The 25,852-nt window shown below is 65.8% G+C and carries 24 protein-coding genes and 1 pseudogene; 13 read left to right on the top strand and 12 right to left on the bottom strand.

Annotated elements, in window-relative coordinates; genetic code table 11:
• Nucleotides 1-82: 82 nt before the first annotated feature.
• Entirely contained in the window at nucleotides 83-307 is a 225-nt protein-coding gene (locus MRS60_RS13475; protein ID WP_034178827.1) for a hypothetical protein, read from the bottom strand.
• Nucleotides 308-630: 323 nt separating this feature from the next.
• A complete protein-coding gene (locus MRS60_RS13470; protein ID WP_243564828.1) occupies nucleotides 631-906 on the bottom strand; it encodes a hypothetical protein in 276 nt (91 codons plus the stop codon).
• 71 nt (nucleotides 907-977) lie between these two features.
• Here MRS60_RS13470 and MRS60_RS13465 point away from each other — a divergent pair, with 71 nt between their 5' ends.
• Nucleotides 978-2,576, top strand: coding sequence for a multicopper oxidase family protein (locus tag MRS60_RS13465; RefSeq protein WP_243564827.1), 1,599 nt, complete (start codon nucleotides 978-980; stop codon nucleotides 2,574-2,576).
• A 181-nt stretch (nucleotides 2,577-2,757) separates the two neighbouring features.
• Here MRS60_RS13465 and MRS60_RS13460 read toward each other — a convergent pair whose 3' ends face one another.
• The gene (locus MRS60_RS13460; protein WP_006478030.1) at nucleotides 2,758-2,961 is read right to left on the bottom strand and encodes a cold-shock protein; all 204 of its coding nucleotides are present in this window, start codon (nucleotides 2,959-2,961) and stop codon (nucleotides 2,758-2,760) included.
• A gap of 544 nt (nucleotides 2,962-3,505) precedes the next feature.
• Here MRS60_RS13460 and clpS point away from each other — a divergent pair.
• From clpS to MRS60_RS13440, 4 genes and pseudogenes are all read left to right on the top strand, one after another.
• Nucleotides 3,506-3,820, top strand: coding sequence for an ATP-dependent Clp protease adapter ClpS (gene clpS / locus MRS60_RS13455; protein WP_006398529.1), 315 nt, complete (start codon nucleotides 3,506-3,508; stop codon nucleotides 3,818-3,820).
• A pseudogene (gene clpA, locus MRS60_RS13450) lies at nucleotides 3,817-6,116 on the top strand (ATP-dependent Clp protease ATP-binding subunit ClpA). Before clpS ends, clpA begins: the two are co-directional and overlap by 4 nt.
• Before the next feature lie 103 nt (nucleotides 6,117-6,219).
• Nucleotides 6,220-7,599: an amino acid permease gene (locus tag MRS60_RS13445; protein WP_243564826.1), complete on the top strand. Its 1,380-nt coding sequence runs from the start codon at nucleotides 6,220-6,222 to the stop codon at nucleotides 7,597-7,599.
• Nucleotides 7,600-7,753: 154 nt separating this feature from the next.
• Complete coding sequence (locus MRS60_RS13440) at nucleotides 7,754-8,524, top strand: COG4705 family protein (RefSeq protein ID WP_034178824.1); 771 nt, start codon at nucleotides 7,754-7,756, stop codon at nucleotides 8,522-8,524.
• A gap of 50 nt (nucleotides 8,525-8,574) precedes the next feature.
• On the opposite strand, the gene dut is transcribed toward MRS60_RS13440, so the two are convergent.
• The 5 genes from dut to MRS60_RS13415 all read right to left on the bottom strand — a co-directional run bounded on the left by dut (nucleotide 8,575) and on the right by MRS60_RS13415 (nucleotide 14,790).
• Nucleotides 8,575-9,021, bottom strand: a complete 447-nt coding sequence (gene dut / locus MRS60_RS13435; RefSeq protein ID WP_131948614.1) for a dUTP diphosphatase — start codon at nucleotides 9,019-9,021, stop codon at nucleotides 8,575-8,577.
• 55 nt (nucleotides 9,022-9,076) lie between these two features.
• Nucleotides 9,077-10,288 (bottom strand): bifunctional phosphopantothenoylcysteine decarboxylase/phosphopantothenate--cysteine ligase CoaBC, encoded by a 1,212-nt coding sequence (gene coaBC, locus MRS60_RS13430; RefSeq protein ID WP_243564825.1) that lies wholly within the window; start codon nucleotides 10,286-10,288, stop codon nucleotides 9,077-9,079.
• 67 nt (nucleotides 10,289-10,355) lie between these two features.
• Nucleotides 10,356-10,856, bottom strand: coding sequence for a signal peptidase II (lspA, locus tag MRS60_RS13425; protein WP_034178821.1), 501 nt, complete (start codon nucleotides 10,854-10,856; stop codon nucleotides 10,356-10,358).
• Nucleotides 10,857-10,858: 2 nt separating this feature from the next.
• A complete protein-coding gene (gene ileS / locus MRS60_RS13420; protein ID WP_243564824.1) occupies nucleotides 10,859-13,696 on the bottom strand; it encodes an isoleucine--tRNA ligase in 2,838 nt (945 codons plus the stop codon).
• 101 nt (nucleotides 13,697-13,797) lie between these two features.
• A complete protein-coding gene (locus MRS60_RS13415) occupies nucleotides 13,798-14,790 on the bottom strand; it encodes a bifunctional riboflavin kinase/FAD synthetase (protein ID WP_034178819.1) in 993 nt (330 codons plus the stop codon).
• A gap of 122 nt (nucleotides 14,791-14,912) precedes the next feature.
• Between MRS60_RS13415 and purN the strand changes: the two genes are divergently transcribed.
• The 6 genes from purN to nadC all read left to right on the top strand — a co-directional run bounded on the left by purN (nucleotide 14,913) and on the right by nadC (nucleotide 21,989).
• On the top strand, nucleotides 14,913-15,575 hold the full coding sequence (gene purN, locus MRS60_RS13410; RefSeq protein ID WP_034178818.1) for a phosphoribosylglycinamide formyltransferase: 663 nt from the start codon (nucleotides 14,913-14,915) through the stop codon (nucleotides 15,573-15,575).
• The gene (locus MRS60_RS13405) at nucleotides 15,572-16,834 is read left to right on the top strand and encodes an RsmB/NOP family class I SAM-dependent RNA methyltransferase (RefSeq protein WP_034178817.1); all 1,263 of its coding nucleotides are present in this window, start codon (nucleotides 15,572-15,574) and stop codon (nucleotides 16,832-16,834) included. The genes purN and MRS60_RS13405 overlap by 4 nt, the downstream gene beginning before the upstream one ends.
• 18 nt (nucleotides 16,835-16,852) lie before the next feature.
• Nucleotides 16,853-18,250, top strand: a complete 1,398-nt coding sequence (locus MRS60_RS13400; RefSeq protein WP_243564823.1) for a mechanosensitive ion channel family protein — start codon at nucleotides 16,853-16,855, stop codon at nucleotides 18,248-18,250.
• Nucleotides 18,251-18,475: 225 nt separating this feature from the next.
• A complete protein-coding gene (locus tag MRS60_RS13395; protein ID WP_034178815.1) occupies nucleotides 18,476-19,672 on the top strand; it encodes a DesA family fatty acid desaturase in 1,197 nt (398 codons plus the stop codon).
• Nucleotides 19,673-19,974: 302 nt separating this feature from the next.
• Nucleotides 19,975-21,111: a quinolinate synthase NadA gene (gene nadA / locus MRS60_RS13390; RefSeq protein ID WP_243564822.1), complete on the top strand. Its 1,137-nt coding sequence runs from the start codon at nucleotides 19,975-19,977 to the stop codon at nucleotides 21,109-21,111.
• Nucleotides 21,108-21,989 carry a carboxylating nicotinate-nucleotide diphosphorylase gene (gene nadC / locus MRS60_RS13385; protein WP_034178814.1) on the top strand — a complete coding sequence of 294 codons (882 nt, stop codon included), beginning with the start codon at nucleotides 21,108-21,110 and terminating at the stop codon, nucleotides 21,987-21,989. Before nadA ends, nadC begins: the two co-directional genes overlap by 4 nt.
• 90 nt (nucleotides 21,990-22,079) lie before the next feature.
• Here nadC and nadB read toward each other — a convergent pair whose 3' ends face one another.
• The 4 genes from nadB to radC form a co-directional block, all read right to left on the bottom strand.
• Complete coding sequence (gene nadB, locus MRS60_RS13380; protein WP_034178813.1) at nucleotides 22,080-23,666, bottom strand: L-aspartate oxidase; 1,587 nt, start codon at nucleotides 23,664-23,666, stop codon at nucleotides 22,080-22,082.
• 160 nt (nucleotides 23,667-23,826) lie between these two features.
• On the bottom strand, nucleotides 23,827-23,994 hold the full coding sequence (gene rpmG / locus MRS60_RS13375) for a 50S ribosomal protein L33 (RefSeq protein ID WP_006478046.1): 168 nt from the start codon (nucleotides 23,992-23,994) through the stop codon (nucleotides 23,827-23,829).
• Between the two features lie 17 nt (nucleotides 23,995-24,011).
• Nucleotides 24,012-24,245, bottom strand: a complete 234-nt coding sequence (gene rpmB, locus MRS60_RS13370; protein ID WP_004186391.1) for a 50S ribosomal protein L28 — start codon at nucleotides 24,243-24,245, stop codon at nucleotides 24,012-24,014.
• Between the two features lie 240 nt (nucleotides 24,246-24,485).
• The gene (radC, locus tag MRS60_RS13365; protein ID WP_034178812.1) at nucleotides 24,486-25,259 is read right to left on the bottom strand and encodes a RadC family protein; all 774 of its coding nucleotides are present in this window, start codon (nucleotides 25,257-25,259) and stop codon (nucleotides 24,486-24,488) included.
• On the opposite strand from radC, the gene MRS60_RS34950 reads away from it, so the two are divergent.
• Together MRS60_RS34950 and MRS60_RS13360 are read left to right on the top strand one after the other, a co-directional pair.
• Nucleotides 25,258-25,392 carry a hypothetical protein gene (locus MRS60_RS34950; RefSeq protein ID WP_258170484.1) on the top strand — a complete coding sequence of 45 codons (135 nt, stop codon included), beginning with the start codon at nucleotides 25,258-25,260 and terminating at the stop codon, nucleotides 25,390-25,392. The genes radC and MRS60_RS34950 overlap by 2 nt on opposite strands.
• Before the next feature lie 3 nt (nucleotides 25,393-25,395).
• A complete protein-coding gene (locus tag MRS60_RS13360; protein ID WP_034178811.1) occupies nucleotides 25,396-25,851 on the top strand; it encodes an FKBP-type peptidyl-prolyl cis-trans isomerase in 456 nt (151 codons plus the stop codon).
• Nucleotide 25,852 lies beyond the last annotated feature (1 nt).

Here is a 25,852-nt window from a genome sequence, read left to right as displayed (position 1 = left end):
CGGCGGGTTTTACCGTCCGCCGCTCCACGCAAAAGAAAAACGCCCCGGCCGCCCGGGGCGTTTTTCGTTGCAGGCTAGCCATTCAGACGTGAACGATTTCCCACTCGGCGATTTCGTGCGGCACTTCGAGCGTCGCCGTGTCCATGTCGGACAGTTGCGGGCAGTCGCCGCGGGAGATGTGGTCGGCTGCCACTTCGGGGCACGAGAACGCGCCGAGCAGGGCGTTGCCGAACGTCGCTTCCCAGCCGCCGTTACCCGGCAGGATGTAGAACGACCCGAGCGCTGAACCAAAGCGAAATCCCTTCATTTCCGTTCTCCCTTTCTGATCACAAGCGATTCTGTTGTGCCGCCTGCCGGCTCGGCCGGCTATGGCTCGACTGGCTGCTTGCGCCGGGTTCCGTATCGAACGTCGTGGCGAAGCGTCAGTGCATGGAACAAAGTCTACGTCCGCGACCCGATCGGATGGTGCGTGTAGAGCGGCTTCTCGAAACAAAAAATTCCTTTTAAAAACAGTGTGTTATTTTTGTCGTTTTGTATTGCGGAACGTTTTTTGGCATCGCGAAACAGGAAATTTGTGCCCTGCACCACGAATTTTTACAACGCAGAGACTTGTTCCGCATCGTGAAATATTTACGGTTTCGCGGGGGATGACGCGACGAGCGCCAAAGCAGTGAGGAACGGCAGGCGCCAAGCGGTGGCCGGGAGTCCGTAATCGGAGCGGATGAGTGGCGGCGGCGGTTGCCGGTGAACCGGTGTACAGCGCTGCTCGATGATGCCGGTCGATGCGTATCGAATTCGGTGCGGCACCATCGCGCGCTGCGGCGTATTGCCGCCCGACCGGCGGCGGCGCGTTTCGATGGGGCTCGCGGTTATGATGACGCGGGCATCAGGTTTCGCGTCGCGCATCGGCATTCGAGCCGGCCGGCGCGGGCGTCGCGGCTGCCGCGCGACGCAGCATGGATAACGAGGAACGATTGATGATACGGAGAACTTTCCTGTCGCGCGCCATCGGTGTCGCGGCCGCGTCGCTGTTCGCGCGCACCGCGTGGGCGCAGCATGCCGGTCATGAGGGCATGGCCGGCATGGATTCGATGGACGACATGCCCGGCATGTCAGGGATGTCGGGTCACGCGCAGCACGGCAAGCCCGCGCCGGCCGCGCTCGCGGCCGCCGACGCGCTGCCGGCCGGCGCGCCGCTCGCGGCGTTGCGCACGCTCGCGAACGAAAGCCGCGAGCCCGGCACGTTCCGGGCCACGCTGGTGGCGCAGCCCGTTGCGCGGCCGATGCTGCACGGTGCGCGGCCGACCGCCTTCTGGCAGTTCGGCGCGGGCACGCAGGGCCCCGTCGTCGGCCCGCTGATCGACGTGCGCGAGGGCGATACGGTCGAGATCAAGTTCGTGAACAAACTGCCGCAGCCGTCGACGATCCACTGGCACGGGCTGCCCGTGCCGCCCGACCAGGACGGCAATCCGTCCGATCCGGTCGCGCCCGGCGCGTCGCGCGTGTACCGCTTCACGTTGCCGAAGGGTAGCGCCGGCACCTACTGGTACCACCCGCATCCGCACATGATGACGGCCGAGCAGGTGTTTCGCGGGCTGGCCGGCCCGTTCGTCGTGCGCGCCGCGGACGATCCGCTCGCCGGCTGGCCCGAGCGCAACCTGTTCGTGTCGGACCTGAAGCTTGCGCGTGACGGCACGATTGCACCGAACGACATGATGGACTGGATGAACGGCCGTGAAGGTCAGTTCGTGCTGGTCAACGGCGCACGCCGGCCGCGGATCGACGTCGCCGGCGACGAGCGCTGGCGGGTATGGAATGCGTGCAGCGCGCGCTACCTGCGCGTCGCGTTCGACGACGGCCGTGCGTTCGAGCATGCGGGCACCGACGGCGGGCTGTTCGACGCGCCGCGCCGCGTGACGTCGCTGCTGATTGCGCCGGGCGAGCGCGCGGAGTTGCTGGTGCGCGCCGGCGATCGTGCGTCGCGCGCGGTGCTGCAGGCGGCCGAATACGACCGGCGCAAGATGGCGATGTCGCACGACGACGGCCACGGCAGCCTGCCGCCCGATCCGGCGCTGGCGCTGGCCGATGTCGCGTTTGCGCCCGCCGCGGCGCGCGCGCTGCCCGCCGTGCTGCGCGCGGTGCCGCCGCTGGGCGAACCGGTTGCGCACAAGACGGTCGCGTTCGGCGAGGAAATGGACATGGACGCGATGATGAAGGGCGCGGCGCACGGCCGCCCGGCGGGCATGCGCTTCACGATCAACGGCGACACCTACGCGCCGCACCGCGCGACGCTGACGAGCCGCCGCGGCGACGTCGAGCGGTGGGAGATTCGCAATACCACCGACATGGATCACCCGTTCCACCTGCACGGCACGCAGTTCCAGGTGATCGAGCGCGCGCCGGGCGGCTCGCGCACGAGCGAACCGTTCCGCGCATGGCGCGATACCGTGAATGTGCGCAGCGGCGAAACCGTGACGATTCTCGTCACGCAAGACATTCCCGGCGAGCGCATGTTTCATTGCCACATTCTCGAACACGAGGATCTCGGCATGATGGGCACGCTGAAGGTCGTGTAACGAAACGGTGAATGTGTTTCACATGCCGGATCGGTATTCGATCTGCATGCGTGACAAGACAATGAATGTTCAATTACCGGGATTGAACGAAAAGGCCGGCCAATCGATTATCGATTGGCCGGCCTGAAAAAAAGAAACCCGGCGCAATGCGCCGGGTTTCTTCGTCCGATATCCGATGCCTTTATGCGGCCTGGATGTTCGACGCTTGCTTGCCCTTCGGTCCTTGAACGACGTCAAAGCTCACCTTCTGGCCTTCCTTCAGCGTCTTGAAGCCATTCATGGTGATAGCCGAGAAGTGCGCAAACAGATCTTCACCGCCCTCGTCGGGAGTGATGAAACCGAAGCCCTTCGCGTCGTTGAACCACTTAACGATACCAGTTGCCATACCTACTTCCCCTGTCACACAGTCGCTGCTACTTACCACGAGCACGCTCGAAAAGCTAAACGACCGGAAAATGCAGCCGTTCCCCCCTCACAAGCTCACCTCGGCCTCTTTCATTTCACCAACCGGCGATATGAAAAAAGTGCCAGCTTGATTGTTGGCGCTCTTTATTGGAGTGTCAAGTGGAATTTTTAGACGGTTGGAGGGCCGTTGTAAAGAACCCATTTTCAGGGTTTTTCCGGCTTTGCTTCGCAGCATGCGGCCAAGCGCGGAGACTTGAAAAGCCGCATAATCGGCTCATATACCAGGCTCGAGTGACACGCGTTCGAGTCGTCCCGGCTTGTGGGATACTGGATGCGGATACGACGTTCCGGTGCGGTTCCCCCTGACGGTTCGTGTTCCGCGCCACGCGTGAAAGCCGGCACCGCAGCCGGCTTTCGTATGGCACGAAGAAGATCGCGTGTTCCGGGATACCGGGGAGGGCGCCGGCCGGTCGGTCGGGTAATGGCAGGATTGCGGGCCTGTCCGAGTTGTTTAGAATGGGTGTATGGCGATTATCCCGGACAAGCAGGACAGTACCGTCCTGGAACGCAAGCAGCAGAAGCTCAAGCCGCCTTCGATGTACAAGGTGGTGCTGCTGAACGACGACTTCACGCCGATGGAATTCGTCGTGATGGTGGTCCAGGAGTATTTCAAGAAGGATCGCGAGACGGCCACGCAGATCATGCTGAAGGTCCATCGCGAAGGGCGAGGGGTATGTGGGGTCTATACGCGGGACATCGCGTCGACCAAGGTTGAGCAAGTCGTTACCCATGCGCGGCAGGCCGGGCATCCGCTGCAGTGCGTGATGGAGGAAGCATGATTGCCCAGGAATTGGAAGTCAGCCTGCACATGGCGTTCATGGAAGCACGCCAGGCGCGCCATGAGTTCATTACGGTCGAGCATCTGCTGCTGGCCCTGCTGGATAATCCGACGGCAGCCGAGGTGTTGCGCGCGTGCGCGGCAAACATCGAGGACCTGCGTCAGAACCTGCGCAATTTCATCCACGACAACACGCCTACCGTCCCGGGCACCGACGACGTCGATACGCAACCGACGCTCGGTTTCCAGCGCGTGATCCAGCGCGCGATCATGCACGTGCAGTCGACGTCGAACGGCAAGAAGGAAGTGACCGGCGCGAACGTGCTGGTCGCGATCTTCGGCGAGAAGGATTCGCACGCCGTGTACTACCTGCAGCAGCAGGGCGTCACGCGCCTCGACGTCGTGAACTTCATTTCGCACGGCATCGCGAAGACGAACAGCGGCGAGGCCGCGAAGTCGACCGATGCGAACGCGGAAAGCGAAGACGCGAATGCGCAGAAGGAAACGCCGCTCGCGCAGTTCACGCAGAACCTGAACCAGATGGCGAAGGACGGCCGCATCGATCCGCTGATCGGGCGCGAGCCCGAGGTCGAGCGCGTCGTGCAGGTGCTGTGCCGCCGCCGCAAGAACAATCCGCTGCTCGTCGGCGAGGCCGGCGTCGGCAAGACCGCGATCGCGGAAGGGCTCGCCTATCGCATCACGCGCGGCGAAGTGCCCGACATCCTCGCGAATGCGCAGGTCTATTCGCTCGACATGGGCGCGTTGCTCGCGGGCACCAAGTATCGCGGCGATTTCGAGCAGCGCCTGAAGACGGTGCTGAAGGAACTGAAGGAGCGCCCGCACGCGATCCTGTTCATCGACGAGATCCATACGCTGATCGGCGCAGGCGCCGCGTCGGGCGGCACGCTCGATGCGTCGAACCTGCTGAAGCCGGCGCTGTCGTCGGGCACGCTCAAGTGCATCGGCGCGACCACGTTCACCGAGTATCGCGGCATCTTCGAGAAGGATGCGGCGCTGTCGCGGCGCTTCCAGAAGGTCGACGTGAGCGAGCCGACCGTCGAGCAGACGGTCGCGATCCTGCGCGGGCTGAAGTCGCGCTTCGAGGAGCATCACGGCGTCAAGTATTCGTCGGGTGCGCTGTCGGCCGCGGCCGAACTGTCGGCGCGCTTCATCACCGACCGTCACCTGCCGGACAAGGCGATCGACGTGATCGACGAAGCGGGCGCCGCGCAGCGCATCCTGCCGAAGTCGAAGCAGAAGAAGACGATCGGCAAGAGCGAGATCGAGGAAATCATCTCGAAGATCGCGCGCGTGCCGCCGCAGAGCGTGTCGCAGGACGATCGCAGCAAGCTGCAGACGCTCGATCGCGACCTGAAGAGCGTCGTGTTCGGCCAGATCCGGCGATCGACGCGCTGGCGGCATCGATCAAGATGGCGCGCGCGGGCCTCGGCAAGATGGACAAGCCGATCGGCGCGTTCCTGTTCTCCGGCCCGACGGGCGTCGGCAAGACCGAAGTGGCGCGCCAGCTCGCGTTCACGCTCGGCATCGAGCTGATCCGCTTCGACATGTCGGAGTATATGGAGCGTCATGCGGTGAGCCGCCTGATCGGCGCGCCGCCGGGCTATGTCGGGTTCGACCAGGGCGGGCTGCTGACCGAAGCCGTCACGAAGAAGCCGCATTGCGTGCTGCTGCTCGACGAAATCGAGAAGGCGCATCCGGACATCTACAACGTGTTGCTGCAAGTGATGGACCACGGCACGCTGACGGACAACAACGGCCGCAAGGCGGATTTCCGCAACGTCATCATCATCATGACGACGAACGCGGGCGCCGAATCGATGCAGAAGGCGACGATCGGCTTCACGACGCGCCGCGAAACGGGCGACGAGATGACCGACATCAAGCGCCTGTTCACGCCGGAGTTCCGCAACCGCCTGGATTCGATCATCAGCTTCCGCTCGCTCGATGAGGAAATCATCATGCGCGTGGTCGACAAGTTCCTGATCCAGCTCGAGGAACAGCTGCACGAGAAGAAGGTCGACGCGCTCTTCACCGACGCGTTGCGCAAGCATCTCGCGAAGCACGGCTTCGACCCGCTGATGGGCGCGCGGCCGATGCAGCGGCTGATCCAGGACACGATCCGTCGCGCGCTGGCCGACGAGTTGCTGTTCGGCAAGCTCGTCAACGGCGGCCACGTGACCGTCGACGTCGACGAAAACGACAAGGTGCAGTTGTCGTTCGACAAGCTGGCGAATCCGCCGCACAAGCCGAACGAAGAGACGGTCGAAGTCGAGTAAGCGATAATTCGTTGTTCATGCGAACGGCGCGGGAAGTTCTCCGCGCCGTTTCGTTTTATCCGGCGCCGGCGGCGCAATGGTGGTGCAGGGGAGTGGTAACGCAGTGACACAACGACAACGATCGTTCGACAACATCGTCGCGCGCGAACAAGGGTTGCGCCACGCGCTGACGTCGGGGCAAATGGCGATGATCGCGATCGGCGGCGCGATCGGCACGGGGCTGTTCCTCGGCAGCGGGTTCGCGATCGGGCTCGCCGGCCCGAGCGTGCTGGTTTCGTATGCGATCGGCGCGCTGATCGCGCTGCTGCTGATGGGCGCGCTCGCGGAAATGACCGTCGCGCATCCGACGGCCGGCTCGTTCGGTGCGTATGCCGAACACTACGTCGGCCCGCTCGCGGGCTTTCTGGTGCGCTATGCGTACTGGTTCGCGGTCGTGTTCGCGATCGGCACCGAAATCAGCGCGATCGCCGTGTTCATGAAGTACTGGTTTCCGGCCGTGCCCGGCTGGTACTGGGTGATCGGCTTCTCCGCGCTGCTGATCGCCGTGAACCTCGCGAGCGTCACGCTGTACGGCTCGGTCGAGTATGCGTTCTCGCTGCTGAAGATCGCGGCGATCGTCGTGTTCATCGTGCTCGGCGCGTATTTCGTGTGGTCGGCGCCGGCCGCATCGGGCATCGGGTTCGCGAACTACACCGCGCACGACGGCTTCATGCCGAAGGGGCCGTGGGGTACCTGGGTCGCCGTGATCGTCGCGATCTTCAGCTACATGAGCATCGAGGCCGTCGCGATCGCGGCCGGCGAAGCGCGCGATCCGCAGCACGCGGTCACGCGCGCGTTCCGCTCGACGGTGTTCCGGCTCGTGCTGTTCTACCTGCTGACGCTGTCTCTGATGCTCGCGATCGTGCCGTGGACGCAGGCCGGCACCGACGAAAGCCCGTTCGTGAAGGTGATGGCCGCGACGCACGTACCGTACGCGGCGGGCGTGATCAACTTCGTGCTGCTGATCGCGGCGCTGTCGGCGATGAACAGCCAGCTCTACGTGACGACGCGGATGATGTTCAGCCTGTCGCGTGCGCGGCTCGCGCCCGCGGTATTCGGCCGGCTAGGCACGAACGGCGTGCCGCGTGCGGCGCTGTGGATCTCGACGAGCGGCGTCGCGGTGGCGGCCGTGCTGGTCGCGCTGGCGCCCGACACGGCGTTCACCGTGATGATGGCGATCGCGATGTTCGGCGCGCTGTTCACGTGGCTGATGATCTTCGTCACGCATCTGCGCTTCCGTTTGCGGTATCGCGGCCCCGCGCTCGCGTTCCGGATGTGGGGTCACCCGTTCGGCAGCCTGCTCGGCGCGGGGCTCGTCGCGGCGATCCTGTTCACGACCGCGTTCACGCGCGAATTCCGGATGACGATGGTGGTCGGCGTCGTGTTCGTCGTGCTGCTGACGCTCGCGTATGCGCTGCACTACCGGCACCAGCACGCACGCTGACGGCGCCGACGCGGTCACGACGACCGCGCCCGCCGACCATCCCGTTCTTCACATTCGCTAAGGTTCCGTTAAGCCGACGGCGACTACATTCGATCCTGTCTGCAACGCGGGCCGGCACGCGCCGGCCCGCCGCGTTCCTGCAAAAGGGGTTCGAATGAACAAACTTCCCGAAATCACGCTTGCGTTCTGGATCATGAAGATCTGCGCGACGACGCTCGGCGAAACCGGCGGCGATTTGCTGTCGATGACGCTGAACGTCGGCTACGCGGTGAGCTCGGTCCTGCTGTTCGGCTTCTTCCTCGTGACGCTGGGCGCGCAGCTCAAGACGACGCGCTATCGCCCGGCGGTCTACTGGGCCGTGATCGTCGCGACGAGCACGGCCGGCACGACGATGTCCGACTTCATGGACCGCACGCTCGGCCTCGGTTATGCGGCCGGCTCGTCGATCCTCGTCGCGATCCTGCTGGCGATCTTCGCAGTCTGGCGGCTCAGCGGCGAATCGCTGTCGGTCGACCTGATCCGCACGCGCAAGGTCGAACTGCTGTACTGGATCGCGATCCTGTTCTCGAACACGCTCGGCACCGCGCTCGGCGATTTCCTCGCGGACAGCTCGGGCCTCGGTTTCGGCGGCGGCGCGCTGCTGATCGGCGGGCTGCTTGCAGTGATCGTGCTCGCGCACTATTTCACGCGGATTTCCGGCGTGCTGCTGTTCTGGGCCGCGTTCGTGCTCACGCGCCCGTTCGGCGCGACGGTCGGCGACCTGCTGACGAAGCCGGTCGCGAAGGGCGGCCTCGCGCTCGGTACGGTCGGTTCGTCGGCCGTGCTGCTCGGCGTGCTGGTCGCGATGGTGATCTATGCGGGCGTCGCGCAGGCGCGGCGGCGCGAACCGGTACCCGCGCGGATCGCGCAGCCGGCCGGCGAATGACGGCGAACGAAAAAAAGGGCCTCGCGGCCCTTTTTTGTGTGTCGCGTCGTTCAGTGACGGCCGGTGCTGCCGAAGCCGCCTGCGCCGCGATCGCTTTCCGCGAAATCGTCGACGATGTTGAACTGCGCCTGCACGACCGGCACGATCACGAGCTGCGCGAGCCGTTCGAACGGGTTCAGCACGAACTCGGTCTGGCCGCGATTCCACGTCGAGACCATCAACTGGCCCTGGTAGTCGGAGTCGATCAGGCCGACGAGGTTGCCGAGCACGATCCCGTGCTTGTGGCCGAGGCCCGAGCGCGGCAGGATCAGCGCCGCATAGCCTGGGTCGGCGAGGTGGATCGCGAGGCCGGTCGGCACGAGCGTGGTTTCGCCCGGCTGCAGCGTGACCGGCGCGTCGAGGCACGCGCGCAGGTCGAGGCCCGCGCTGCCGGCGGTCGCATAGGCGGGCAGGTAGTCGCGCATGCGCGCGTCGAGAATTTTCAGGTCGAGTTTCATGCGGTCGTCGAATCGGTCGGGAAGGGCGCGGCGGCGCGGGCCGCCGCGCGGGAGATCAGATCAGGCGGTTGTCGGGCAGGCGCTTCGCGATTTCCGCGACGAGCGCATGCGCGAGTTCGTCCTTCGGCGCGCGCGGCAGGCGCGTGAGGCCGGCGGCTTCGAACAGCACGACTTCGTTGTCGTCGCGGCCGAACGTCAGCGGGCCGAGGTTGCCGACCAGCAGCGGCACGTTCTTGCGCTTGCGTTTCTCGTCGCCGTGCACGTCGAGGTCGCCGCTTTCGGCCGCGAACCCGACGCAGAACGGCGGATCGGGCAGCGCCGCGACCGACGCGAGGATGTCGGGGTTCTCGACGAATGCGAGCGCCGGCATCTTGCGGTCGGCCGTCTTCTTCATCTTGTGCTGGGCCGGCTGATCGACGCGCCAGTCGGCGACCGCGGCCACCGCGATGAAGATGTCGGCATCGGCAACCGCTTGCATCACCGCGTCGTACATCTGCTGCGCGGTCTGCACGTCCTGGCGGGTCACGCCCCACGGCGTGTCGAGCGCGACCGGCCCCGCGACGAGATGCACGTCGGCGCCGGCTTGCTGCGCGGCGCGCGCGAGCGCGAAGCCCATCTTGCCGCTCGAGCGGTTCGTGAGGCCGCGCACGGGGTCGAGCGGTTCGAACGTCGGCCCGGCCGTGATCAGCACGCGCCGGTGCGCGAGCACCTTCGGCGCGAAGTGCGCGACGATCGCTTCATAGATCGCGTCGGGTTCGAGCATGCGGCCGTCGCCGACTTCGCCGCACGCCTGCGCACCCGAATCCGGGCCGAGCACCGACACGCCGTCCGCGCGCAGTTGCGCGACGTTGCGCTGCGTGGCCGGGTTTTGCCACATCTGGCGGTTCATCGCGGGAACGACGAGCAGCGGACAATCGCGCGCGACGCACAGCGTCGACAGCAGGTCGTCCGCGAACCCGTGCGCGAGCTTCGCGAGGAAATCCGTCGACGCGGGCGCGATCACGATCGCGTCGGCTTCGCGCGACAGGTCGATGTGCGCCATGTTGTTGTCGATGCGCGCGTCCCACTGGCTCGTATAGACGGGCCGGCCCGACAGCGCCTGCATCGTGACGGGCGTGATGAACTGCGTGGCGGCTTCGGTCATCGCGACCTGCACGGTCGCGCCGGCCTTGGTGAGCAGCCGCGTGAGCTCGGCGATCTTGTAGCAGGCGATACCGCCCGTCAGGCCGAGAACGAGGTGTTTTCCTGCGAGTTCTGCGTGTGCCAACTCAGGCCTCCAAGGGTCAAACGGGACGGCCGGCGCGAGGCCGGCCGTCGACGCCGAGTATGCGCGCTTAGCGCGAGCCGCGCACGCGACGCAGTTCGTCGTAGATCAGCAGCACCGCGCCGACCGTGATCGCGGAATCGGCGAGGTTGAACGCCGGGAAGTGCCAGGCGCCGAGGTGGAAATCGAGGAAGTCGATCACGTGACCGTAGACGAGCCGGTCGATCACGTTGCCGAGTGCGCCGCCGAGGATCAGCGCGAGCGACAGGCTGAACAGCCGCTGGTGGCCGTGGCGTTTCAGCAGGAAGCAGATCACGAGCGTCGCACCGATCCCGAGCGCTGTGAACGCCCAGCGCTGCCAGCCGCCCGCGGTCGACAGGAAGCCGAACGCGGCGCCGCGGTTGTACACCAGCACGAGGTTGAAGAACGACGTCAGCGCATGCTGCGCGCCGTACGCGAACGTTTTCAGGATCGCGATCTTCGACAGTTGATCGAACAGGATCACGATCAGCGAAATGCCGAGCCAGGGCGCAAGCGCGCCGCTGGCCGGTTTCGACAGGGTTTTCGCCATAGTTAAGCAGCGCTCCGGATTTCGCCGTTTTCAAAGAGGTTCGAGAAGCAGCGGCCGCACAGCGTCGGATGATCGGCGTGCGCGCCGACATCTTCGCGGTAGTGCCAGCAGCGTTCGCACTTCTGGTACTTCGACGCGGCCACGTCGACGCTTTCCTGCGCTTCGTCGTCGACCTTGACGACCGTCGCGGCCGACGTGATCAGCACGAACTTCAGGTCTTCGCCGAGGCTCGTGAGCGCGTCGTAGCGCGCGCCGCTCGCGTGCACGGTCACTTCGGCCTGCAGCGACGAACCGATGCGGTTCGCGGTGCGCGCTTCCTCGAGCGCCTTCGTCACGTTGCTGCGCACGTCGCGCAGCAGCGCCCACTTGTCGATCAGCGCGGCCGAGCCGGCGACTTCCGGATACGCGTAGTAGGTTTCCGTGAAGATCGTGTCGCTGGCCGGCTGGAACACCTTCCATGCCTCTTCCGCCGTGAACGACAGGAACGGCGCGAGCACACGCAGCAGGCCGTGCGTCAGGTGGTACAGCGCCGTCTGCGCGGAGCGGCGTGCGCGCGAATCGGCCGCGCTCGTGTACAGGCGATCCTTCAGCACGTCGAGGTAGAAGCCGCCGAGATCTTCCGAGCAGTACGTCTGAAGCTTCGCGACAACCGGGTGGAATTCGTACTTCTCGTAGTGGCCGAGCAGTTCCGTCTGCAGTTGCGCCGAGAACGCGACCGCATAACGGTCGATCTCGAGCCATTCGCCGACCGGCACCGCGTGTTGCGCGTAGTCGAAGTCCGACAGGTTCGCGAGCAGGAAGCGCAGCGTGTTGCGGATGCGGCGATAGCCTTCGGTCACGCGCTTCAGGATTTCCTCGGAGATCGCGAGCTCGCCCGAATAGTCGGTCGACGCGATCCACAGGCGGATGATTTCCGCGCCGAGGCGGTTCGCGACTTCATGCGGGTCGACGCCGTTGCCGAGCGACTTGCTCATCTTGCGGCCTTCGCCGTCGACCGTGAAGCCGTGCGTGAGCAGGCCCTTGTACGGTGCGCGGCCGTCGATCATCGACGCGGTCAGCAGCGACGAGTGGAACCAGCCGCGATGCTGGTCCGAGCCCTCGAGGTACAGGTCGGCCGGGAACTGAAGTTGATCCTTGTGCGAGCCGCGCAGCACGTGCCAGTGCGTCGTGCCCGAGTCGAACCACACGTCGAGCGTGTCGCGGTTCTTTTCGTACAGGTTCGCGTCGTCGCCGATCAGCTCGCGCGGATCGAGCGTCTGCCACGCCTCGATGCCCGACTGCTCGACGCGTTTCGCGACTTCCTCGAGCAGTTCGAGCGTGCGCGGGTGCAGATCGCCGGTTTCCTTGTGCACGAAGAACGCCATCGGCACGCCCCACTGGCGCTGGCGCGACAGCGTCCAGTCGGGACGGTTCGCGATCATGCTGAACAGGCGCTGCTTGCCCCACGACGGGTAGAACGCGGTCGCGTCGACGCCTTCGAGCGCCGTTTCGCGCAGCGTCTTGCCGCCGGCACGCGGCGTGACGTCCATGCCGGCGAACCATTGCGACGTCGCGCGATAGATGATCGGCGTCTTGTGGCGCCAGCAGTGCATGTAGCTGTGCGTGTACTTCTCGCTGCGCAGCAGCGAGCCGGCCGCGTTCAGCGCTTCGACGATCTTCGGGTTCGCATCCCAGATCGACAGGCCGCCGAACAGCGGCAGCGATTCGATGTAGCGGCCGTCGCCCATCACCGGGTTGATGAAGTCCGAATCGGTCATCCCGTGCGCCTTGCAGGACATGAAGTCCTCGATGCCGTACGCGGGCGACGAGTGCACGACGCCGGTACCCGTGTCGGTCGTCACGTAGTCGCCGAGGTAGACGGGCGCGGTGCGCTTGTAGCCGGGGTGGGCCGGTGCGAGCGGGTGGTGGAAGCGCAGGTTCGCGAGCTTCACGCCCGGCGTGGTCGCGACGACGCGGCCCGTCAGCTTGAACTCTTCCATGCACGCGGCGACGCGCTCTTCCGCGATGATCAGCAGCCCGCGCTCGGTGTCGACCAGCGCGTAGACGATTTCCGGATGGAGGTTCAGCGCCTGGTTCGCGGGAATCGTCCACGGCGTGGTGGTCCAGATCACGATGCCGCCTTCGGCGCGCGGCAGTGCCGGCAGGCCGAACGCCTGTGCGGTCTTTTCCGGTTCCGCGAACGCGAACATCACGTCGATCGTCGGATCGGTGCGGTCCTTGTACTCGACTTCCGCTTCGGCGAGCGCCGAGCCGCAGTCGAAGCACCAGTTCACCGGCTTCAGCCCGCGATACACATAACCCTTCTCGATGATCTTGCCGAGCGCGCGGATCTCTTCCGCCTCGTTGACGAAGTTCATCGTCTTGTACGGGTTGGCCCAGTCGCCGAGCACGCCGAGGCGCTTGAAGCCGACCTTCTGCTTCTCGATCTGCTCGGTCGCGTACGCGCGCGCCTTGCTCATCACTTCGGCCGCCGGCAGCGACTTGCCGAACTGCTTCTCGATCTGGATCTCGATCGGCATCCCGTGGCAATCCCAGCCCGGCACGTACGGCGCGTCGAAGCCGGCCATGTTGCGCGACTTGACGACGATGTCCTTCAGGATCTTGTTGACGGCGTGGCCGAGGTGGATGTCGCCGTTCGCATACGGCGGGCCGTCGTGCAGGATGAACTTCGGCCGGCCCTTGCTGGCCGCGCGGATCTTGTCGTAGATGCCGCGCTCTTCCCATTCCTTGACCCATTGCGGCTCGCGCTTGGGCAGGTCGCCGCGCATCGGGAACGGCGTGTCGAGCAGGTTGACCGGATACTTGGCCTGCGGTTTCGAATCGGCTTTCTTGTTGCTCATGATGGGATCGCTATCAAATCGGGGGACGCTCGTGCGTCGTGAATCGGGTATGCGCGCGACTGGGCGGCGCGTGGGTGCGGCGCGGGGCGCCGCCGTCCGGATCAGCTAATTCGGTCGGTTGCCGACGTCGAGAAGCCCGTTGCGCGGCTGCCCGGCGCACGATCGCGCTCGATGAAATACGCGCGCGCATTCGCGACGTCCAATGCGATCGCGCGCGACAGCGCCTCGAGATCGTCGAATTTCGCTTCGTCGCGCAGCTTCTTCAGGAATTCGACGCGGATGAGCTTGCCGTACGCATCGCCGTGCCAGTCGAGCAGGTGGACTTCGAGCAGCACGCGGCCCGAATCGTCGACGGTCGGGCGCAGGCCGAGGCTCGCGACACCCGGCAGCGGGTCGGGGCCGAGGCCGTGCACCTGCACGACGAAGATGCCCGCGAGCGCCGGCCGCTTGTGCGCGATCGGCAGGTTCAGCGTCGGGAAGCCGAGGTCGCGGCCGAGCTTCAGCCCGTGCGCGACGTGGCCGCTGATCGCATAACCGTGGCCGAGCGCCTGCGCGGCTGCGTCGAGATCGCCGGCCGCGAGCGCGGCGCGCACGCCCGAGCTCGAGATGCGCGTGCCGTCGCTGCCGGCCACCGTGCCCATCTGCTCGACTTCGAAACCGTATTGCTCGCCGGCCGCCTTCAGCGTGTCGAAGGTGCCCGCGCGTTTCGCGCCGTAGCAGAAATCGTCGCCGACCATCATCCAGCGCGTGTGCAGCCCGTTCACCAGCGTGCGCTCGACGAACGCCTGCGGCGACTGGCTCGCGAACGTGTGGTTGAAGTGCTCGACGACCACGCGGTCGACGCCGTGCTCGCGCAGCGCCTCGAGCTTGTCGCGCAGCATCGCGATGCGCGGCGGCGCGCCGGCCGGGTTGAAGAATTCGCGCGGGTGCGGCTCGAAAGTCATCACGCACACGGGCAGGCCGCGCGCGTCCGCTGCCGCGCGCACGCGCGCGAGCAGGGCCTGGTGGCCGCGATGGACACCGTCGAAGTTGCCGATCGTCAGCGCGCACGGGGCGCGGCTCTCGGCGTTGGGCAGGCCGCGGAAGACTTTCACGATAGCGGATGCAGCGTCGGGGGATGGGCGGTGGGATGCCGCAAAGCAGAAGATTATAAACGTTCGGGCGGGCCGGCGGCCGAGAAGGCGGGAAACGCGGGGGCGAATGGTAAAATTCGCGGATGAAAAAACTCGTGATCCTGATTTCCGGTCGCGGCAGCAACATGGAGGCCATCGTTCGCGCGTGCGCGCAGGAACGCTGGCCGGCCGAGGTTGCTGCCGTGATCGCCAACCGGCCCGATGCGGCCGGCCTGGCTTTTGCCGCGTCGCACGGAGTGGCGACCGCGGTGGTCGACCATCGGTCGTTCGACGGCCGCGACAGCTTCGACGCGGCGCTCGCCGCCGAGATCGACCGCTTTGCCCCCGATCTCGTGATCCTCGCGGGCTTCATGCGCATCCTCACGCCGGCATTCGTCAGACGATACGAAGGCCGGCTGCTGAACATCCACCCGTCGCTGCTGCCGAGCTTCAAGGGCATTCACACGCACCAGCAGGCGCTCGACGCGGGTGTCGCGCTGCACGGCGCGAGCGTGCACTTCGTGATTCCCGAGCTCGACAGCGGCGCGATCGTCGCGCAGGGCGCGGTGCCGGTGCGCGCGGGCGACGACGCGGCCGCGCTCGCGCGGCGCGTGCTGACGGTCGAGCATGTGCTGTATCCGCGCGCGGTGCGCTGGTTCGTCGACGGGCGTTTGCGCCTCGAGAACGGCCGGGCAGTGGTGGCGCCGGAAGAGGCGCGCTGGATTTTCGCGGATCAACCGCATACCGAAACGAGTGAGGGCGTATGAAGCTGCACGGATTCCTGATCGGCCAGACCGAGACTTTGCTGGCCGAGGTGCTGAAGTTCGCCGGCCCCGCCGACGCGACGACGAGCCGGTTCTTCCGCGCGCACCCGAAGCTCGGGCATGCCGAGCGCGGCGTGATCGCCGAGGCCGTGTTCGCGGTGCTGCGCCGGAAGATGGAGTTTTCGCATCTCGCCGAGAGCGGCACGGGCACGCCCGCGCGGCGCCTCACGCTGCTCGGCCTGATGCAGACGGCCGGCCGCAATGCGCTGAAGCCGTTTTTGTCCGACACCGAGTCCGCATGGCTCGAGCACGTGTCGAAGATCGATCCCGCGAGCCTGCCGGTGCGCGTGCGCACGAACCTGCCGGACTGGATCCACCAGGCGCTGTCGGCCCGATTCGACGCCGATGAGCTCGCGCAGCTCGCCGCCGCGCTGAACTACCCGGCGCCGCTCGACCTGCGCGCCAACGCGCAGAAGGCGACCCGCGACCAGGTGATCGACGCGCTGCGCGCAAACGGCATCGATGCGGGTGCGACGCCGTTCGCGCCGTTCGGCGTGCGCGTGGTCGGCAAGCCGGCGCTGACGCGCCTGAAGCTGTTCGAGGAAGGCGAGATCGAGGTGCAGGACGAAGGCAGCCAGTTGCTGTGCTCGCTGGTCGCGCCGCGCCGCGGCGAGATGGTCGTCGATTTCTGCGCGGGTGCGGGCGGCAAGACGCTCGCGCTGGGCGCGATGATGCGCTCGACCGGGCGCCTCTATGCGTTCGACGTGTCGGAAAAGCGCCTCGCGAAGCTGAAGCCGCGCCTCGCGCGCAGCGGGCTGTCGAACGTGAACCCCGTGCTGATCGACAGCGAGCACGACGCGAAGATCAAGCGGCTCGCCGGCAAGATCGACCGCGTACTGGTCGACGCGCCGTGCAGCGGCCTCGGCACGCTGCGCCGCAATCCGGACCTGAAGTGGCGCCAGTCGCGCACGTCGATCGACGAATTGACACCGAAGCAGGCGTCGATCCTCGCGAGCGCCGCGCGCCTCGTGAAGAAGGGCGGCCGGCTCGTCTACGCGACCTGCAGCGTGCTCGACGCCGAGAACGAGCGCATCGTCGAGCAGTTCCTGGCCGACCATCCCGAGTTCGTGCTGGTGCCTGCGCAGAAGGTGCTGGCCGACCAGCGCATCGAACTCGAGACGGGCGACTACCTGTCGTTGTGGCCGCACCGTCACGCGACCGACGGCTTCTTCGCCGCGGTGCTCGAGCGGCGCGCGCAGTAACGGCGGCACGGACGGACGATGGAGAATCTGCAGAGCCGCCTGCTGTCGCACCGGCTGGCATCGGTAATTCGCGACTTTCACCAGCCGGTGATGATCTGGCAGGCGGCGATCCTCGTCGGCGCGCTGTGTTTCGCGTGGGTGGCCGCACGCTTCGTGCACGGCCGGATCGATGCGCGCCGGCGGACGGCCGGACGCGCGCCCGGCGCGGGTGCGCATAGCCTGAAGCGCGCGTTGTTTCCGTTGTTCGGCGGCATCTTCGTGGGCGTCGCGCAGCTTGCGTTCGACCCGTTCATGTCGACGGCGCTGCTGTCGCTCGCGCTCGTGCCGTTGTTCGGCATCGGGCTGATCTACGTGCTGTTCTTCTTCGCGCGGCGCGTGTTCGCGCGCGACGGCCACACGCATGCGTGGCTGTCGATCGTCGAGAAGATCGTGTCGACCGTCGTGTGGGCCGCGATGGTGCTGACCGTGCTCGGCATCCAGCACGACGTGCTCGGCTGGCTCGACAGCGTGCAGTTCCGCGTCGCCAATGCGCACCTCACGCTGCTGTCGTTGATCTCCGGCGCGCTGTGGGTGTGCGTGACGCTGATGGTCGCGATGTGGCTCGGCTCGGTGCTCGAGGATCGCCTCACGCGCGCGAGCACGCTCGATGCGAACCTGAAGGTCGTGCTGTCGCGGGTCGGCCGCGCGCTGCTCGTGTTCGCGGCGATCCTGATCGGGCTGTCGCTGGTCGGCATCGACGTGACGGTGCTCGGCGTGTTCGGCGGCGCGGTCGGTGTCGGCCTCGGCTTCGGGCTGCAGAAGATCGCGAGCAACTACGTGTCGGGCTTCATCATCCTGCTCGACCGCTCGCTGCGGCTCGGCGACGCGATCAGCGTCGGCGGGCTGCAGGGCGTCGTCACGCAGATCCGCACACGCTACACGGTCGTGCGCGGCCTCGACGGCAACGAGACGCTGATCCCGAACGAGAAGCTGATCACCGACGTCGTGCAGAACCAGTCGTCGTACCTGACGCGCGGTTATGCGAAGGTCGCGGTGCAGGTCGCGTACACGAGCGATGTCGAGCACGCGCTCGTGCTGCTCGCCGACGCCGCGAAGGACGTGCCGCGCGTGCTGGCGGAGCCCGCGCCGACCCCTTATCTGGTGAGCTTCGGCGCGGACGGGATCGACCTGGAGCTCGGTTTCTGGATCGAGGATTCGGCGAAAGGCACGTCGGGCGTGCGCTCGGCCGTGAACCGCAACATCTGGCGGCTGTTCAACGAGCACGGGATTTCGATTCCGTTTCCGCAGCGCGAAGTGCGCGTCGTCGGGCTGCCGGACGGTTTTGCCGCCGCGGGCGCGGTGGCGGGGCATGATCCGGCGGCTGGCGATCCGGCGGCCGGCAACGGTGCGGCGGACGGGCGCGCGTCGGCTGCATAGCGTGCGTCGGTCGTCGATCGTATCGATCCCGCGGCCGGAACCGGATCGCGGGCCTTTCCAAGTCCGCCCGTGGACTGTTCCAGTTGTGCCAGGGCAAGAAAATATTCATTTTTTACAAAGACTTGGAACGGTTGAAGTAAAATCCAAGTCTATTCGCGGTATGCTTTCATTTTTCTGACGCCTGCGCGAGCCGGCATCGCTCTCATCTCATCACAGGTAACTGCCTTGTTGAATTCCCTGCTCGATTTTCTTTCCCACGGGCTCCTGCATTTTTCGTGGTGGCAGGTCGCGCTGTTCGCGCTCGCCGTCACGCACGTCACGATCATCGGCGTGACGGTCTACCTGCACCGTTGCCAGGCGCACCGCGCGCTGGAACTGCATCCGATCGCGAGCCATTTCTTCCGCGTCTGGCTGTGGATGACGACCGGCATGCTGACCGGCCAGTGGGCCGCGATTCACCGCAAGCACCATGCGAAGTGCGAGACCGAGGAAGATCCGCACAGCCCGCAGACGCGCGGCATCTGGAAGGTGTTCCTCGAGGGCGCCGAGCTGTATCGCGCGGAAGCGAAGAATGAAGAGACGATGCGCAAGTTCAGCCACGGCACGCCGAACGACTGGATCGAGCGCAATCTCTACTCGAAGTACCCGATCCTCGGCATCAGCCTGATGATGGTGATCGACGTCGCGCTGTTCGGCGTGCTCGGCCTGACCGTGTGGGCCGTGCAGATGGTCTGGATTCCGTTCTGGGCGGCAGGCGTCGTCAACGGCTTCGGCCACTTCTGGGGCTACCGCAACTTCAACTCGGCCGACGCGAGCACGAACCTGTTCCCGTGGGGCATCGTGATCGGCGGCGAAGAACTGCACAACAACCACCACACGTTCGCGACGTCGGCGAAGCTGTCGAACAAGTGGTACGAGTTCGACATCGGCTGGATGTACATCCGCATCATGTCGGCGTTCGGTCTCGCGAAGGTGAAGAAGGTCGCGCCGACGCCGCGCCTGAACAAGCCGAAGACGGTGCTGGACCAGGAAACGCTGCAGGCCGTGCTGTCGAACCGATACGAAGTGATGGCGCGCTACGGCAAGGCCGTGAAGCGTGCGTACCGCCAGGAGCTCGCGCACCTGAAGGAGCTCGGTTCGAGCGAGAAGTACCAGTTGATGCGCGGCGCGCGCAAGTGGTTCCACAAGGACGCCGACGGCCTCGACGAGCCGCAGAAGAAGCTGCTGCCGGAAATCTTCGCGAACAGCCAGAAGCTGCACACGTACTTTCAGTTGCGCCAGGATCTCGCCGCGATCTGGGATCGTTCGACCGCGTCGCGCGAACAGCTTCTCGCGCAATTGCAGGATTGGTGCCATCGCGCGGAACAAAGCGGCATCAAGGCGCTGCAGGAATTCGCGACACGCCTGCGTCGCTACGCCTGATTCGAAATCGATTAGAATCTCAGGACGTCAAAAACCCCGCGTTGGCGGGGTTTTTTCATTTGGGCCACCGTTTTTTGACGGAAGCGATCGGCCCGAATTTGTATGAGGCTTGGGGCAGCGGCGCAATGGTGCCCCGGGGCGAGCGTAGAGGATGGGATCGGAGTAGTGTTGAAGCGCTGATTCTGGTTGACCGCGAAGCATGGGATCGGGGTAGGCGCTAAAGCGATAACTCCGGTCGACCGCGAAGCATGGGGTCCGAGTAAGCGCTAAAGCGCTCACTCGGACCGACAGGAGATATGGAGATGCAATCGACGATCAAACCCGTCGAGTACGACCGGCCCGTCGCAGCAGGGACCGTGTGCGGCGTGGGGCAGGCATGGGCCAAGGTGCCCGATGCACCGTCCCCCGAGGAACGCGCTGCGCTGAAGGCGCGCATCAAGGCGCTGCTCGTGCGTGAAAAGGCCGTGCTGGTCGCGCACTACTACGTGGATGCCGAACTGCAGGAACTCGCCGACGAAACCGGCGGCTGCGTTGCCGATTCGCTCGAAATGGCCCGCTTCGGCCGCGATCACGACGCGCAGACGCTGGTCGTCGCCGGCGTGCGCTTCATGGGTGAAACCGCGAAGATCCTGAGCCCGAACAAGCGGATCCTGATGCCCGATCTCGATGCGACCTGTTCGCTCGATCTCGGCTGCCCGGTCGATGAATTCTCGGCGTTCTGCGATGCGTATCCCGATCGCACCGTCGTCGTCTATGCGAACACCAGCGCGGCCGTGAAGGCCCGCGCGGATTGGATGGTCACGTCGTCGATCGGCCTCGAGATCGTGGCCGACCTGCACGCGCGCGGCGAGAAGATCATCTGGGCGCCCGATCGCCATCTCGGCAGTTATATCCAGAAGAAAACCGGCGCGGACATGCTGCTGTGGCAGGGCTCGTGCCTCGTCCACGACGAGTTCAAGGGCATCGAGCTCGACCTGCTGCGCGCCGAATATCCGGACGCGAAGGTGCTCGTCCATCCGGAATCGCCGGAAAGCGTCGTTGCGCAGGCCGATGTGGTCGGCTCGACCACGCAGCTGATCGATGCGGCCGTGAAGCTGGACGCGACGCGCTTCATCGTCGCGACCGATCTCGGCATCCTGCACAAGATGCAGCTCGCGGCGCCCGGCAAGACCTTCATCGCGGCGCCGACGGCCGGCAACAGTGCGACCTGCAAGAGCTGCGCGCACTGCCCGTGGATGGCGATGAACGGCCTCGCGAACCTCGCCGACGTGCTCGAACGCGGTCACAACGAGATCTTCGTCGATCCGGCGATCGGCGAACGTGCGCGCCTGCCGATCGACCGGATGCTCGATTTCGCGGCCGCGCACAAGAAGCGCGTGCAGGCGAGCGGCGACCTGCAGCGCGACCAGCAACTGTTTGCGAACGTGGGGGCGGCATGACCGGTGCAGTCTCCCCGCTTTACGACATCGTTCGCGAGCAATACGGCGCGGCATTCGACGACGCGATCGCGCGCAACGTTGCCGATGCGATCGCGGAAGACGTCGGCACCGGTGACCAGACCGGGCGGCTCGTGCCGGCCGGCGGGCGTCGTCGCGCGCGCATCATCGTGCGCGAGGAAGCCGTGCTGTGCGGCGTGCCGTGGTTCGAGGCCGTGATCGGCCGGATCGATCCGGCGATCACCGTGCAATGGCGCTATCGCGAAGGCGACCGGATGACGCCCGATTCGACCGTCTGCGAACTCGAAGGGCCGGCGCGCGCGCTGTTGACGGCCGAGCGTAACGGGCTGAACTTCCTGCAACTGCTGTCGGGTGTCGCGACCGCGACGCGCCGTTACGTCGACCGCGTCGAAGGCACGCGCGCGAAGATCCTCGATACGCGCAAGACGCTGCCGGGCCTGCGGCTCGCGCAGAAGTACGCGGTACGCGTCGGCGGCGGCGAGAACCAGCGTCTCGCGCTGTATGACGGCATCCTGATCAAGGAGAACCACATCGCAGCGGCGGGCGGTGTCGGCGAGGCGCTCGACGCGGCGTTCGCACTCGATTCGGGCGTGCCCGTGCAGGTCGAGGTCGAGACGCTCGCGCAGCTCGACACGGCGCTCGCGCATCGCGCGCAGTCGGTGCTGCTCGACAACTTCACGCTCGACATGATGCGTGAAGCGGTGCGCGTGGCGGCCGGCAAGGCCGTGCTCGAAGTGTCGGGCGGCGTCAATTTCGACACGGTGCGCGCGTTCGCGGAGACGGGCGTCGATCGCATCTCGATCGGCGCGCTGACGAAGGACGTGCGCGCGACGGATTATTCGATGCGGATCGTCGACTGATCGAGTGTCATACGATCAGACAAAAAAGCCGTTGGCATGCAAACGCCAACGGCTTTTTTCCTGTGCGGCCGCAACCGGGAAGGGCGCCGCTCAGCGACGCGCGCGCGGCGTGAGCACGCTCGGCAGCGCCTTCGGCAGCGTGTGCGGCCAGTCGCGGCTGTAGTGCAGCCCGCGGCTTTCGCGGCGCGACTGCGCGCTCTTCACGATCAGCGTCGCCACGTCGACGAGGTTGCGCAGTTCGAGCAGGTCGCGCGTCACGCGGAAGTTCGCGTAGTACTCGTGGATCTCGTCGCGCAGCAGCGACAGCCGGTGCTTCGCGCGTTCGAGGCGCTTGTCGGTGCGCACGATGCCGACGTAGTTCCACATCAGGCGGCGCAGCTCGTCCCAGTTGTGCGCGACGACGACTTCCTCGTCCGCATCCGACACGCGGCTTTCGTCCCATGCGGGCAGCGTGGCCGGCGTTTCCGAATCGAAGCCGGCCGCCTCGATCGCTTCGGCCGCCGCGCGGCCGATCACGAGACATTCGAGCAGCGAGTTGCTCGCGAGCCGGTTCGCGCCGTGCAGCCCCGTGTACGACGTTTCGCCGACCGCGTACAGGCCTGCGAGATCGGTGCGCCCGGCGAGATCGGTCACGACGCCGCCGCATGTATAGTGCGCGGCCGGCACGACGGGGATCGGCTGTTTCGCGATGTCGATGCCGAATTCGAGGCAGCGCGCATGGATCGTCGGGAAGTGCTCGCGCAGGAACGCTTCCGGCTGGTGGCTGATGTCGAGATACACGCAGTCGATCCCGCGCTTCTTGATCTCGAAGTCGATCGCGCGCGCGACGATGTCGCGCGGCGCGAGCTCGGCGCGCGGATCGTGCGCGGGCATGAAACGCGTGCCGTCGGGCAGCTTCAGCAGGCCGCCTTCGCCGCGCACGGCCTCCGAAATCAGGAACGATTTCGCATACGGATGGAACAGGCAGGTCGGGTGGAACTGGATGAATTCCATGTTCGACACGCGGCAGCCCGCGCGCCATGCCATCGCGATGCCGTCGCCGGTCGCCGTGTCGGGGTTCGTCGTGTACAGATAGACCTTGCCGGCGCCGCCCGTTGCGAGCACCGTGTGCGGTGCCTCGATCGTGATCGTGCGGTCGTTGTCGACGTCGAGCGCATACAGGCCGTGACAGCGGCGGCCGGGCAGGCCGAGCCGGTCCGACGTGATCAGGTCGATCGCATGGTGATTTTCGAAGAACGTGATGTTCGGATGCTGGCGCGCGCGCTCCGACAGCGTCGCAAGCACCGCATGGCCGGTCGCGTCGGCCGCGTGAATGATCCGGCGGTGGCTGTGGCCGCCTTCGCGCGTCAGGTGGAAGCCGAGTTCGGCTGCGTCGTCCTTCGTGAACGGCACGCCTTGCGAGATCAGCCATTCGATCGCTTCGCGGCCGTGCTCGACGATATAGCGCGTCGCGCCTTCGTCGCACAGGCCGCCACCGGCGACCAGCGTGTCGTCGACGTGGTTCTCGATGCTGTCCGCCGAATCGAGGACCGCCGCGATGCCGCCCTGCGCGTTATCGCTTGCGCCCTCCATCATCGAACGTTTCGCGATCAGCGCGACACGTCGCGTGCTGGCCAGATTGAGTGCGACCGACAGCCCTGCCAGGCCGCTGCCGACGATCGCCACGTCGAATTTCATGCTGCATCTCCATCGTTACGCTTTTGATCTTGTGCGTTCCGGCGGCCATGGCCGCGGAAAGGGGAGAGCATACCGCGTCGGGCCCGAGCGTGCGCGCAAAACAAAAAGCCCCGCATGCGCGGGGCTTTTCGGTCGCCGTCAGGCTGGCAGAAACCGGAGATTACTTGATCTTGGTTTCTTTGTATTCCACATGCTTGCGGACGACGGGATCGAACTTCTTGATCGCCATCTTTTCCGGCATGTTGCGCTTGTTCTTCGTGGTCGTGTAGAAGTGACCCGTACCAGCGGTCGACTCGAGCTTGATCTTGTCGCGTGCGCCTTTTGCCATGATTGTGCTCCTTGGGCTTAGGCTTCGCCGCGTGCGCGCAGGTCAGCGAGCACGGAATCGATGCCGTTCTTGTCGATCAGGCGCAGGCCGGCGTTCGAAACGCGCAGGCGCACCCAGCGGTTTTCGCTCTCTACCCAGAACCGGCGGTTTTGCAGGTTCGGCAGGAAGCGACGCTTGGTCTTGTTGTTGGCGTGGGAAACGTTGTTGCCGCTCATCGGCGCTTTCCCAGTTACTTGGCATACGCGTGCCATGAGAGCACTCCTAATACGCTAAATTCGGGGTTCGATCGCCGATGAAGGTTCTCATCGCACCGCCACGTGATCCATGGCCGCACTCTCAGAACGCCGTAGCCCTTGCAGACAAGGCCCTTCGATGGCTAGAACTGGTTGGAAAAAAGACAGACGGCGATTCTAGCAGAAAAAGTTCAGGAAAATCAAACCTAATTTCGCTTCGCCGTTGTGGCGCCCCGAGGCGGGCCGCCGCGCCACAGTCTACAGCCAACCGGCACGTGCGAACGAGAAAGTGTCGCTGGTGCCGACGACGACGTGATCGAGCAGCCGCACGTCGACGAGTTCGAGTGCGTCGCGCAGCACGCGGGTCAGGCGGCGGTCCTCCGCGCTCGGCTGCACCGCGCCCGACGGATGGTTGTGCGCGACGATCAGCGCCGCGGCGTTATGCGTCATCGCGCGGCGCACGATCTCGCGCGGGTAGACGGCCATGCGCGTCAGCGAGCCGCGCGTGATTTCCTCCGTCTCGATCAGGCCGTGGCGGGCGTCGAGGTACACCGCGACGAACACTTCGTGCGGGTGCGAGCCGATCTTCAGCCGCAGATAATCCTCGACCGCGCCGGGCGAATCGATCGGCGTACGTTCGGATGCTTTCTCCTTCAGCATTCGCCGCGCGATCTCGGTGACCGCGGCCAGCCGCGTGGAGCGCGCAGGGCCGATGCCCGGGTGCGCTTCGAAATCGTCGGTCGTCGCCTCGAGCAGCCCGCGCAACGTTCCGAACTGCTTGACCAATGCGCGGGCGCTGACGAATACGTCGTGCCCGGGCTTGCCGGTACCGAGCAGCAGCGCGATCAGTTCGTCGTCGGTCAGCGCGGCCGGTCCGCGCTCCAGCATTCGCTCGCGCGGCCGCTCGGGCCGCCAGTCCACCGGGCGGTGCTTGCGCCGGCGGATCGGGAGGACGCGGCGGGGCGGATCGGTCGGCGCATCGGCGCCGTCGCGGCATTCGACCGGCGGCAGGGCGAGACAGGGTGACAGCATGCTCGAAACTCCATTGGCGGCGGGCGGTCTGCGCGACGTCGTCGCACTTTCCGCCTTGCGCGCTCAGGTGACTTACAATATTGGTTTTGCGCCGGGCCTTTTCGGCCGTATCGGGCGCCGACTGAACGAGTAATTCATGAGCCTCATCGATCTATCCGAAGTGAAGCCCGGTTCCCACGTCACGTTGCATTACCGGCTCGCACTGGCCGACGGCGCCGACATCGTCAACACCTTCACCGACAAGCCGGCCACGCTGCTGCTCGGCGCGGGACAACTGGCGCCGTCGCTGGAACAGATTCTGCTCGGGCTCAGGGTTGGAGACCACTCGACTTTTCAGCTAACGCCCGAACAGGGGTTCGGTCCCCGGAATCCCGACATGCTCCAGCGCGTGACGCTGTCGACGCTGCGCGAGAACGGGATGGTCGGCGACGATTTCACGCCGGGCGAGCTGATCGAGTTCAATGCGCCGGACGGCGGCCGGTATGCGGGGGTGCTGAAGGAAGTCGGTGAAACCTCGGCGCTGTTCGACTTCAACCATCCGCTCGCGGGCCAGGCGCTCACGTTCGAAGTGAAAATCATCGGAATCCTGTAAT

This window comes from Burkholderia pyrrocinia (assembly GCF_022809715.1).
Lineage (GTDB): Bacteria > Pseudomonadota > Gammaproteobacteria > Burkholderiales > Burkholderiaceae > Burkholderia > Burkholderia pyrrocinia_C.
The sequence above is the reverse complement of the archived record's forward strand: the minus strand, read 5'-3'. Positions and strand labels throughout refer to the sequence as shown.